Raw genomic sequence first — 12,882 nt, forward strand, 5'->3', positions numbered from 1 at the left:
TTTAACACCTTCTTGGATGAAGTATACGCTATTGAAAATGTTTCTTAATTAAATCACTGTTCAACTTGCTCTTGCAATTCACGATATGAAAAAAATTGACCGCAATCCGAAAAAAACATATAATAATGATATAGTCAGATAGTACACGCGAAGAGGAACCCCATGTCCCCCAATATCACCGGTGTGAATCCGCTCAACGATTATCTCTTCAAGTACATCTTTGGGCGTCCCGAGCGCAAGATGGTCACGCTGTCCTTCATTAATGCGGTGCTCGGACGCGAAGGCGCAGATGTATTTGTCGACCTGGAGTTTGCCGACCGTGCCCTCGATCCTGCGCATGTCAACGGCAAATCCTCGGAGCTTGATTTTTACTGCAAGATGGCGGACGGCTCTCAGGTCAATATCGAAGTACAGGTGCAGGATCGGCACAACATCGAGCAGCGTACCCTATTCTACTGGGCGCGACTTTACGAGGAAGGATTGAACAAGGGAGAGGACTATCTCGGACTTTGCCGCACGGTGATGATCAACGTGCTCGGCTACAGCACACTGCCCCAACCGGATTACCACAATATCTACGGCCTGTACGATATCGCATCCGGTCACCGTCTCACAGAGGACATCGAGATACACTTTCTCGAGCTCCCGAAAGTCACGTCCGAGATCAAAAATCTGCGCGGCATGCGTCTCCTCGAAAAGTGGATGACATATCTCAACAACAAATTATCGCATGAGGAAATGGAGGAACTTGCCATGAGCGAACCGGCAATCAAAGAAGCATGGACGGCAACGGACAGGTTCATGCGCGATAAAGCGCTCCGTCTTGCCTATCTTAGCGAGGAAATGAAGGAACATGACTTCGTCAGCGCAATGAATTGGGAGCGGAGAACAGGACTTGCCGAGGGACGCGCCGAAGGGCGTGCCGAAGGGCGTGCTGAGGGGCGCGCCGAGGGACATGCCGAAGGACGCGCCGAAGTCCAAAAAGGGACTGCCCGCCGTATGCTGCGCGCCAAGATGGCGCCCGCCGAGATCGCGGCGTTTCTCGATCTGCCCGAGGAGACGATTCTTGCGTTCGCCAGGGAAGAGAACAACGAAAGCTAGGCGATGTCGCCTCCGGCTGAAACCATATCGAAAAAGGACTGTAACAAAATCGTGTTTTTGACACGGCTGTTACAGTCCTTTTCTGATAGATATGCCGCTATGAATCGTTACAGGGCACGGCGTGCCGTGCCCTCCTGCGAGTGATGCGCGCGTATCACCGGTGGGCGGAATGTGGAACAAATCCTATTTTTCACGCGTGTAGGTATACATCCCCAGTCGGTTGTTGACGAGGTAGAAGATCGGGATGAAGAGCTTTTTCCAGCCGGGCAGGAGGTGCCGCATCTCATCGGTGAAGTTGATCAGCCCAATCTGCCGCATCCGCGGCTCGAGCCGGATGACCTCGCTGCCGTCCTTGACGCCCCAACGGAACGGAGCGTTCATATTTTTGATCATGTCGTGGCGTTTGCTCTGTTTCTGCGTATAGGTAGAGATGAGGTCGAAATATGCCGTAAATGCCGCGAACCCGTCGGTGAGAATATGGAGGAACCTCTGCACATCGCTCTCGTCGAGATACATGAGCACTCCCTCCGAGACGATCAGCAGCGGGCGCCCGTCCGTCTCAACATCCTGCGTCCACGAGGGATCGAGCGCCGATTTTGCGATGCAGCGCACGCGCGGGTGCTCCTCAAAGAGCTGCCTGCGCCACGCGATCACCTCGGGGAAATCGAGGTCGTACCACAGGACGCGTCCGTCGTCAACGCGGGAGAACCGCGTGTCAAGACCGCTGCCGACGGAGACGACGACGCTGCCCGGATGCGCCGCGAGAAATTTGCGGATCTCGGCGTCGATGGTCTTGGCGCGTGCGAGCACGCCGTAGTAGGACGCCCATGCGTGCTTGAACTTTTCAAAATCATAATCGAGCCGCGTAATGAGCTCCGCCGACTTCGTGTCGTGCAGCACCGGGTGCGGTGATGCTGTATCCTTTGCACGAACATAGAGCGTCGTGAGCAGAGTCTCCGCGACCCCTTCCAGCTTGATCTTCATTAGAACCTCCGATCCTTTATTGTCGGCCTGCATGCCGTGTTGCCTACGGTTTATTATACGCTTCTGTCGATGGGAGTTCAAGAAAAATAGGATTCGTTCTCATTTGTGAGTGATGATAAATGCGCACAGTGTCTCTATGCCTTGAGCGCAAAGATTCTGCGGATTGATGCCGGTTGCAGCACACAGCCGCAGTTTCTTCAATAGAAAAAGAGCCGGCTGATACATCGATAGGTAAAAAACCGCGCAATTCACACATTGTATACTTTTAACCTAGGACCTCTGTTTCTTTTATATATCTGTGAACTATGATATAATAAAAATGATTTTTATAAAATTGAAAAGGGGCAATGCATGTATGAAGCACGAAGAAACGGAGTTTATGCGGCACGATCTGCGCCTGCCTGAACTCACTGTGCGAGGAATGCTGCTCGGCGCGATTCTCACCGTCATCTTCACCGCGTCGAATGTGTACCTCGGGCTCAAGGTCGGACTGACGTTCTCCTCGGCGATCCCTGCCGCCGTCATCTCGATGGCGGTGCTCAAGATGGCAAAGGACGCCAACATCCTCGAGAACAATATGGTGCAGACACAGGCATCGGCGGCGGGCACGCTCTCGTCGATCATCTTCATCATCCCCGGTATGCTCATGATCGGCTACTGGCAGGGATTTGAGTTCTGGCAGACGCTGCTGGTCTCCGCGTGCGGCGGCTGTCTCGGCGTGCTCTTCACGATCCCGCTGCGCCGCGCGATGGTCGTACATAGCGATCTGCCGTACCCGGAGGGAGTCGCCGCGGCGGAGATTCTAAAGGTGGGCGCAAAGGAAACCGTGGACGGAAAACCCGCAGGATCGGGGCTGCGCGAAATTTTCTCAGGCAGCATCATCGGCGGATTCATCGCTCTGTGCACAAGCGGCTTCCAAGTCCTCACGAGCACGTTCACCGTATGGATAAGCGTCGGCAAAGGCATGACGCAGATGCCGCTCGGCTACTCCTCCGCGCTCGTCGGCGCGGGGTATCTCATCGGCATCGGGAGCGGCATAGCGATGCTCATCGGCGTTCTCATCGTGTGGGGCGTCTTTGTCCCGTACTTCACGAACACTCTGCCTATGCCCGACGGCATGACGATGCAGGCATTTGCAAACGATGTTTACCGCAGCAAAGTCCGCTTCATCGGCGCGGGCGCGATGGGCGTCGCGGCGATTTGGACGCTCATCACACTCTCGCGTCCCGTGATTGACGGCATCCGCGAGTCCTTCCGCATGATGCGGATGCCGCAGGAGCAGAAAAAACTGCACCGTATGGACATTGACATGTCATTGAACTCCATTCTGCTGGTCTTTGCCGTCACGGTTGTCGGACTCCTTGGCGTATTTTATGTATTTGTCGCACCGGAGACACTGCCGATGGGGCAGGCGCTGTCCATCGTCGTGGTCGGCGTCCTCATCGCCGTTCTCATGGGCTTCTTCGTCGCCGCCGCCTGCGCGTACATGGCAGGTCTCGTCGGCACATCGTCGAGTCCGATCTCCGGCATCGGCATCCTCGGCATCATCGTCTCCTCGCTCGTGATGTACGCGCTCTGCTCGTCCTTCGGCGTCTTTGCACTGCCGGGCGGTGAGAAATTTGCAACTGCGACCGCGATCTTTACGACGAGCATCATCCTCGCGATCGCCTGCATCTCGAATGACAATATGCAGGATCTCAAGACCGGCTATCTCGTCGGCGCGACGCCGTGGCGTCAGCAGGTCGCGCTGCTCCTCGGCTGTGTGGTCGGCGCATTCGTCATCGCGCCCGTCCTGAACCTCCTCTATGAGGCGTACGGCTTCACCGGCGCGCTCCCGCGCCCCGATATGGATCCCGCGCAGGCGCTCGCGGCGCCCCAGGCGACCCTCATGACCACCATCGCGCAGGGCATCTTCTCCGGGCAGATCGCATGGGAGTACATCTATATGGGCATCGGCATCGGCGTCCTGCTCGTGCTCGCCGACGTCTCGCTGAAACGCATGACGCGCAGTCTCTACCTGCCGCCGCTTGCCGTCGGTATGGGTATCTACCTGCCGCCGTCCGTACAGACGCCACTCATTGTCGGTGCAATCTTCGGCTACTTTATCAATAAACGTATCCGCGTGACCCGCGGCAAAGAGGAGGAAACGGAAGCAAAACGCCGCGGCACACTCTTCGCCTCCGGACTCATCGTCGGCGAGTCCATCATCGGCGTCCTGCTCGCGGGACTTATCGTTGTCTCCGTCTCCGGCGGCGGCGGCGAAGAGCCGCTCCGTCTCGTCGGCGGCGACTTCGCGGGAACGGCAGAGTACCTCGGGCTCGGCGTCTTCGTCCTCGTGCTGATCCTCTTTGAACGGTTCGTCAGCGGCACATTTGCAAAGAAATGAGCGAAATACAATTATATATTAAGAAAAGAGAGATATAGTAAAAGGAAGGCGAAAGCCTTCCTTTTTTAGACGTGACGCGGGATTTTCGCGCCTAGCGTCGTTATTCGTCGAATCCTGCGCTCGACGTAGCTCTTAACTACGCCTTCGCTTGGATTCTCCTCATGCCTAGCTATGCATCGAAACTTCCGCGTCACTTACGCTGCGGTGTGGTGCGTGCCGTGACGCGGGATTTTCGCGCCTAGCGTCGTCATCATTATATTTTCATCTGAAGGAGGTGAGCGCGGCGCACATCGCACCGCAGCACTATGTCGAACCTTATCATCACAGCAGGCATCCCCGCCGCAGTCATACTGCTCATCATCGCTGTCGGTATCGTCTATGCCTACGTCAAAGCGCCTCCGTCGACCGCGCTCATCATCTCGGGGCTGAAGCGCACCCCGCGCATCCTCATCGGACAGGGCGGTGTGCGCATCCCCTTCCTCGAGCGCATGGACACCCTCTTCCTCGGACAGATTTCCGTCGACATCAAGACTGAGACCTCCGTCCCCACCAACGACTACATCAACGTCAACGTCGACGCCGTCGCCAAAGTCATGGTCGGGCGTGACGAAGAGAGCGTGCAGCTCGCGGCGCGCAACTTCCTCAACTTCACCGCCGCCGAGATCGCAAAGGATCTCCAGGACTCCCTTGAGGGCAACATGCGCGAGATCATCGGCACGCTGACCCTCGAGGCGATCAACACCGACCGCGACAGCTTCTCCGATCAGGTCGTCATCAAAGCCGCGCAGGACATGAAAAAACTCGGCATTGAGATCATCTCCTGCAATATCCAGAACGTCACCGACGACAACGGACTCATCGTCGATCTTGGCGCCGACAACACCGCCCGCATCAAAAAACGCGCCGCCATCTCCCGAGCCGAAGCCGAACGCGACGTCGCCGTCGCCAAAGCACAGGCACAAAAAGAAGCCAACGACGCGCAGGTGCAGGCGAACCTAGAGATTGCCCAGCGCAACACCGATCTCGCCATCCGGCAGGCGGAGCTGAAGAAAGCCTCGGACATCAAGCGCGCCGAAGCCGACGCCGCCTACGAAATCCAATCGCAGGAGCAGCAAAAATCCATCCAGACCGCAACCGTCAACGCCCAGATCGCAAAGGCGGAACGCGATCAAGAACTGAAAAGGCAGGAAGTCTCCGTCCGCGAGCAAGAACTCGCCGCGCAGATTCAAAAACAAGCCGACGCCGAAAAATACGCCGTCGAGCAAAAAGCCGCGGCCGACCTTGCCAAACGCCAGCGCGAAGCCGAAGCCGCCCTCTACGAACAGGAACGCGCCGCCGAAGCACAGAAAGCCCGCGCCGCCGCCGCCCGCTACACCGCCGAGCAGGAAGCCGCCGGCATCAAGGCAAAGGGCGAAGCCGAAGCCGCCGCGATACAGGCAAAAGGCGAAGCCGAAGCCGCCGCCATGGACCGCAAAGCAGAGGCGCTGAAGAAGTACGGCAAAGCCGCCATGGCGCAGATGGTCGTCGAGATCCTCCCGAAAGTCGCCGCCGAAGTCGCAAAACCCATGGAGCGCATCGGCAACGTCTCCATCATCGGCAGCGGGAATAGCGCGGGCGCGATGGGTCCCGTCGCCGACAACGTGCCCATTGTCATGGCAAAGACCTTCCAAACCATCAAAGAGACCACGGGCGTCGACCTCGCCGAAATCATGCGCGGCGAAACCTACGACGCCAAGGTCACCAAGAACGTCAACGTCACGGGTGTCGATGAGGGGACGGCGAAGGCTGCCGTCGTTGCGGATTCAATCAAAGAGTAGGCGCGGCGTGCGATCTTGGCGCATAGCTGTGTCACTGCGAAAATCCTGAGCTCGTAGTAGCTTTTCTACGCCTTCGCGTGGCTTTTTCTAGTTCCTTGCGCTGCATCGAAACTTCCGCGCCACTTAGATTGCGGTGTGACAAAGGATTCTGGCACCTCGCTGTATCCGTATGCTGCGCCGCCATAGATCGCGTACGGCAATAGAATACGAAAGCTCCGTACAGGACATGACCTGTACGGAGCTTTCGTGTGCCCGGATTTATTTAGGAAAATGTGCAGCGTATGATGCCCTTTCCAACAAACGAAATCTTTTTCACAAAAAATTCATGAATGATTTTCTTTGAAATTATAACTTTGTGATGAGAACTTGACGAGGAAAAGCCGCCATTGTATGATATTGAACTAAGATATAATGAGATTTTCTACATGTAGGAAATACGACGGTTAAGTTCAGCTCAAATCGCCGGGGTTTCGTGTACGATGCATGAGGAGGAGGACATTATGTTCAAAGGAATGAAGGCGCAGAAGCGCGTGGCATTTGGCGTGGCACTCACCCTGTCTGCCGGAGGAGGGCTGCTGTTTTCACCGTCGGTACAGGCGGCGGAAGAGCATTCGGCGACAATCGACAGCAATCAAGCGGGCGGTGTTAACGGGACTGGGCTGACGGGGTACAGCTCGAACAACCATATCACCTTTACCGGAAACGACACTTCTCCCGAAGTTCACGGCAATATCTACGGCGCAAAGGCGGACGACGCGGCAAATGTAACATCCAATACGATTACCATCAATGGTCTTGATATGATTGGATACGGCATTTACGGCGGATGGACGTCGCTCGGTTCGGCAACAGGAAACACCGTCAACTATACGCTCGGGTCACGCACCGGGGGAACCATTGACGGCGGCTATGTCGATAATGCGAAGGGCGGCTCTGCGTCGGACAACCATGTAACGATCTCCGGGACAAATCTCGGTTCCTCGACCATGGAAGTATATGGCGGGCGTTCAAGGGGCATTGGGGACGCCAAGGACAATACCGTGGACTTTGGCGGCTCCTCGCATGCACAGAAGATCTTTGGCGGCTATCTGACCAATGAGACCGGGACGGGCGAGGCGTCGGGGAATACTGTTGCAGTTTCCGGCGGCAGCGTCAATACCGTATGGGGCGGTGTCGTCGACGGACGCGGGAAGCTGCACCACAATAGCGTCACGGTTTCGGGCGGCACGGTAACCAATATCTATGGAGGACAGCTTGACAACGCGCAAACGGAACGCGAAGCCACTGAAAATACCGTTACGATCACCGGAAATTCGGGAACTATCTCAAATGTATACGGCGGACATGCGAACAAAGCCGGCGGGGCAACCAAGAACACGGTAAACGTCAGCGGCGGCAGTGTTTCAAATCTCTATGGCGGTTATGCTGCACAGACGGGAGCAGCTTCGAACAACACGGTTAATGTCAGCGGAGGCAGCGCCTCTACCATCTACGGCGGTTACGGGAAATCAAGCGGTGCCGTGAAGGATAATACCGTTAATATCTCGGGCAACGGCACGGTAACCACCGTGTACGGCGGTTATACTAATAACGGCGGTGCGGCAGACGGGAATAAGGTCAATATTTCCGGCGGTACGATCAACGGCACTATCCGCGGCGGTTATACCGGTGACGGAGGTTCTGCGAATGGGAACAAAGTCACGATTTCGGGCGGAATCGGTATCAATAGCGTCTATGGCGGCGAGGCAAGCCGTTCCAACGGAAGCGCGTCGAATAACGAGATTGTGATCAGCGGCGGATCTTTCGATACGAATTCCGTCATTACGGGCGGACTGAACTCAGCCGGAGGCGGCAGCTACTCGGGCAGCGTGACGGGGAATTCGATCAAGATCACGGGCGGTACATTCGGTACAGGAACCGCGATTACTGGCGGTACGGCTTCGGGAACGCCGACGGACGGCGCACCGCTTGTCAACGGGCATACCGTCACGCTCGGCGATAAAGAAACCGGTGAGTTTAGCGCGACCCTGACAGGCGCGAGCATATGGGGCAGCTACCGCGGTGCGAATTATGCCTCATCTGACGAGAAGGTTAAGGGCAACACGCTGAACGTCAATGCAAAGGGCATCAGCCTCACCCAGCTGCGCAACTTTGAGAACTACAATTTCAACCTCACGAAGAACATCTCCAACGGCGACACAATGATCACCATAACGGAGTCCATGACGGGGGCGAAATACGACTGGAGCAAGATCAACCTTGATGTCTCCGAGTGGACGAAGGATACGTCGAAATTCGGACGCAATATTGTCGATCTCATGCGGCACAGCTCCGGTACGGATCTTATTATTGACAAAGATACCTACCGCGGGGTTAAAACAGGAGTCAGCGGCGATTTCGAGTATACGGTGCGCCCCGATAACGACAGTCCCTCCGGAGTGTTCGATAAGACGACGCAGTATATTCACGCCAATGTCGACCGCTTCCAACATGCGCGCGGTGTCTATGACGGCGCAGTGCGTCCCGCCGACGGTAATGTTTACGGCGGGTATTCGAGCGGCAAAAATACGACGACTGACAACCGGCTGAAGGTCACGGGGCTGCCGACGGGTAATCTGACCGCTGTCTATGGTGGTTATACCGGTAATGCGTCGGGCGACGGCACGAAGAATTCGACGCAGAACACAGTCATCGTCGCGTCGACTGTCGACACGGCAACAAGGACGATTGGCAGCGCCTACGGCGGCTATACGAAGGCAACAACGGGCAAGGCGGCCGAGAACACGGCGACCATCGAAAATGGCAATATTACGGGAAATGTTGTCGGCGGATTCGCTGACGGGAGCGGCTCCGCTGCGGGCAATACCATCAACATCTATGGCGGTACCATTGGCGGCAGCGTCTACGGCGGACAGTCCACCTCCGGGGCAACGACAAAGAACACGGTCAACATCGGCGACGGTGAACATGCCCTTGCAAAGACCCACGCAAATGATGTCGGTACCACCGGAACGATCTACGGCGGCAGCAGCGCAGCAAGTGCCGACGGGAATACGCTGAACGTCCGTGCGTGGGGCTACAAGGCGGGCAATATAGCAAATTTCGATCAGGTCAATTTCTCGCTCAACCGGACGATGGCATCGGGCGATACGATGCTGAGGCTCACGAACAACGGCACGGACAAGACAAAACTTGACTGGTCGAAGATCGGCATGGAATTCCTTTCTGCGGGATCCGGACGTCTTAAACTTACGCTGCTTACCGGGCAGGCAGACGGGCTGCAAATCTCGAACTACGCCGGCAGCGATAGGGCTGCGCTTACTGCCGACGGGAAATATGAGCGCGGTATCTATGACGACGGAACGATAGCAAACGGCACGCGCACGGCAACGAATATCTATGCCGTCAACAACCAAGTCCGGGATGCGGACATTGTATTTGACGATACGTCGAACCGCCCTGCAGACGGCGATCTCTATGGCGGTTATTCGGCAGGCGGCAATACGACCACGAACAATAAAGTGACGGTCAAGGCTCTGCCGAGCGGCAATCTGAACAACGTCTACGGTGCAATGACCGATACGACGACGGTGACGGCACACTCGACGTACAACACGGTCAATATTGAGAGCACCGTCGGTACGACGCGGACGATCGGCAATATCTACGGAGGCTATACCAAGGCGACGACGGGGGACGCGACGCACAACACTGTGACCCTGCGCGGCGGTCATATCACAGGTGACGTCTACGGCGGCAAAGCCGACGGTACAGGCGTCACCACGAACAACACCGTCAACATCGAGGGGACGGGCATCACCGTCGGCGGCGTGATCGCGGGCGGAAATAAGGATGCCGCTACGAACAACAAGCTCAATGTCCGCGGCAAAGCGTCTGCCAAGACCGTTGAGAAGTTTGACATCATCACCTTTGCGCTGAACGCGGTCAAGGCAGGCGGCGACGCCATGCTGACGCTGAACGACGGCGATCATGTGTCAACCGTGACGACCACCACGCTCGACTGGTCGAAGCTCAAGATTGAAAACGGTACGGGCGGCACGGCGAGCACCTATGAATCGACATGGACGCTGATGCGTGCCGTCGGCAACGATAAGCTCGATTTCGGCACGACGTACGATCATGCGAAAGAGTATGGGGCAGCGGACGGCGACTATGAGCTGACCGTTGATAAGAACTCCGCCGATACGGAAGTCACCGCGACGGGCTATCGCTTCCGCAATAATACGGCAGAGTATAACGAAACTACCGCACACGACATCGTTTGGGGCGGTCGTTCCGAGAAGGGCAATACCGTTGAGAATAATACGCTTACAGTCTCGGGCGGATCCATTACGAATGCCGGCAGCGGGGCTGTCCACGGCGGACTGGCGAACAGCACAACGGCAGACAGTCTCGCGCGGAACAATACGCTGAAGCTATCCGGCGGAACGATTGATCAAGCCTTCGGCGGTACGGCAAAGACTGCGGCAGGGCGTGCGGTTGGCAACCGGGTGCTCATGGATGAGGGATCTACGGCATCCGTGAAGGTCGTTACGGGCGGCTATGGCGCGACCGCGACGGACAACACAGTTGAGATCAAGGCAGGTACAATCAGCGGCGCAGATTTCAACAATCAGCACGTCGCTGTGCTCGGCGGACACTCGGAAACTGATAACGGGACGGCATCACAGAATTATGTTTCCGTTTCGGGCAGCACGGTCAGCGGCGGTGTGATCGGCGGCGCGGCGAAGAACGGGACCGCCGAGAAGAATACCGTTACCGTTGCGGACGGCGTAACAATAACGGGCGCTGTCGCGGGCGGCGGCAGCTATGACTTCAGCAAGCCGGATAATACCGGCGACGGTTCCGGCTCGTACAACGTCGTTCATATCGGCGACGATGTCACGCTCGGCCGCCGCGTCATATCCGGCAATCCTGACATCAATCAAAATGTTCAGGGCGGGCAAGGTGCTGCGGCAAATTACAACCGTGTCATCATCGGGGCTTCTGATTACGACCACAACAAATACATCGGCATGAACATTGGCGGCGGCTACGGCGGCACGGCGAACTACAACATGGTGACGCTGAACGGCACGGTTGTAAAGGGCGATGTTACGGGCGGTCAATCGACGAACGGCGATGCAGTCGGCAATATGGTCAACCTCACGGGCGGCTACGTTATGGGCAGCGTTCGCGGCGGCGTTGTCAATGCAACGCACCGCAGCCTGAACAACACCCTTGCCGTCCGCGGATTCAATACGAAGGTCGGCGAGATCGACAACGCGAGCATTCAGAACCTGCATTTCTACATCCCGGCAGACACGACGTCCGATGTCCGCGATACGATGCTCTACATTAAGAACGCGCCGACCGCGGGCAAAGACCTGAGCGGCATGAACATCGGCGTCGGACTCGCGGGCAACCGCCCGACCCTCTCGGTCGGCGATACCGTCAGCCTCGTCAAGACTTACAAGAACAACAGCACGGCGGATGCGGATGCCGTTCCCCTTACGACGGACGATACGCTCGTCAACCGTACCGAGGGAATGCAGGGCGTCAGCCTGCGCTATGGATTTGACCTCATGAAGCGTGCGGACAACGAACTCGTCGCGAAGGTCAATTCCGTTGCCCTCAATGAGCAGACCAAATCCCTCGTTGAGACGCGCGCCGCCAGCGCCGCACTCATCAACAGCGGTGCCGATCTCCTCACGGACAGCGGAATGAACGCAGCGATCGAGGCGGCATCCGCTGCTCCGCGGACGGTTCCGGGCGGCAGCAACGACTTTAACCTCTGGGCGGCACAGGGCGGTTCGTCGCTGCGTCTGAACTCCGGCTCCCACGTCGATGCCAAGGGCTGGAACATCAACCTCGGCTTTGCCAAGAAAGCCGCCGCCGGGCGCAACACCATCACCTACGGGCCGTTCCTCGAGTACGGCCGCGGCACGTATGACTCCTACCTCGACGACGGCACGCACGGCGACGGCAAAACCAGCTACTTCGGCGGCGGCGTCATGGCAAAAGTGCAGAGCGCAGGCGGCACCTACGTCGAAGGAAGCCTGCGTGCAGGACGCGTCAAGAGCGACTACAGCGGCAACATCGCCGGCACGAATACCGGCTATGACAACAGCAGTACCTACTATGCGGCACATATCGGCATCGGACAAGAAAAGGAGCTGAAGAACGGCAGCACCATCGAAGGGTATGCCAAGTACTTCTACGCACATCAGGGCGGCAATACAACAACCCTGCACACGGGCGAGACGTACGAATTTGACAGCGTCAACTCCAACCGCATCCGCATCGGCACACGCTATACGCACAAGATGCCGGGGAGCGGCGCATTCTACACCGGGCTTGCATATGAGTACGAGTTCGGCAGCGAAGCAGGAGCGAGCTACCAAGGGTACAGCACACCGAGCCCGAGCCTCAAGGGGAGCACGGGCATCCTCGAACTGGGCTACCGGTTCACCCCGAAAGAGAGCCGCGTCAGCTATGGCGTGAACCTGATGGGCATGACGGGCAAGCGTCGGGGCATCACGGGCGGCGTACAGATGACCTGGGCGTTCTAAAAGGATTACAAGCACAACAAAA

The 12,882-nt window shown here is 57.1% G+C and carries 5 protein-coding genes; 4 read left to right on the forward strand and 1 reads right to left on the reverse strand.

Annotation, left to right across the window (positions count from 1 at the left end; translation table 11 throughout):
• Positions 1-162 precede the first annotated feature (162 nt).
• Positions 163-1,101 carry an Rpn family recombination-promoting nuclease/putative transposase gene (locus K341_RS12360; RefSeq protein WP_071604416.1) on the forward strand — a complete coding sequence of 313 codons (939 nt, stop codon included), beginning with the start codon at positions 163-165 and terminating at the stop codon, positions 1,099-1,101.
• Positions 1,102-1,284: 183 nt separating this feature from the next.
• On the opposite strand, the gene K341_RS0108095 is transcribed toward K341_RS12360, so the two are convergent.
• Positions 1,285-2,085 (reverse strand): class I SAM-dependent methyltransferase, encoded by an 801-nt coding sequence (locus tag K341_RS0108095; RefSeq protein WP_026762458.1) that lies wholly within the window; start codon positions 2,083-2,085, stop codon positions 1,285-1,287.
• A gap of 355 nt (positions 2,086-2,440) precedes the next feature.
• On the opposite strand from K341_RS0108095, the gene K341_RS0108100 reads away from it, so the two are divergent.
• From K341_RS0108100 to K341_RS0108110, 3 genes are all read left to right on the forward strand, one after another.
• Positions 2,441-4,471, forward strand: a complete 2,031-nt coding sequence (locus K341_RS0108100; RefSeq protein WP_026762459.1) for an OPT family oligopeptide transporter — start codon at positions 2,441-2,443, stop codon at positions 4,469-4,471.
• 305 nt (positions 4,472-4,776) lie between these two features.
• The gene (locus K341_RS0108105) at positions 4,777-6,288 is read left to right on the forward strand and encodes a flotillin family protein (protein ID WP_026762460.1); all 1,512 of its coding nucleotides are present in this window, start codon (positions 4,777-4,779) and stop codon (positions 6,286-6,288) included.
• A gap of 500 nt (positions 6,289-6,788) precedes the next feature.
• Positions 6,789-12,860 carry an autotransporter outer membrane beta-barrel domain-containing protein gene (locus K341_RS0108110; RefSeq protein ID WP_248676893.1) on the forward strand — a complete coding sequence of 2,024 codons (6,072 nt, stop codon included), beginning with the start codon at positions 6,789-6,791 and terminating at the stop codon, positions 12,858-12,860.
• Positions 12,861-12,882: the final 22 nt, after the last annotated feature.

The sequence above is a fragment of the Centipeda artemidis DSM 19719 genome (assembly GCF_000426665.1).
Taxonomy (GTDB): domain Bacteria; phylum Bacillota; class Negativicutes; order Selenomonadales; family Selenomonadaceae; genus Centipeda; species Centipeda artemidis.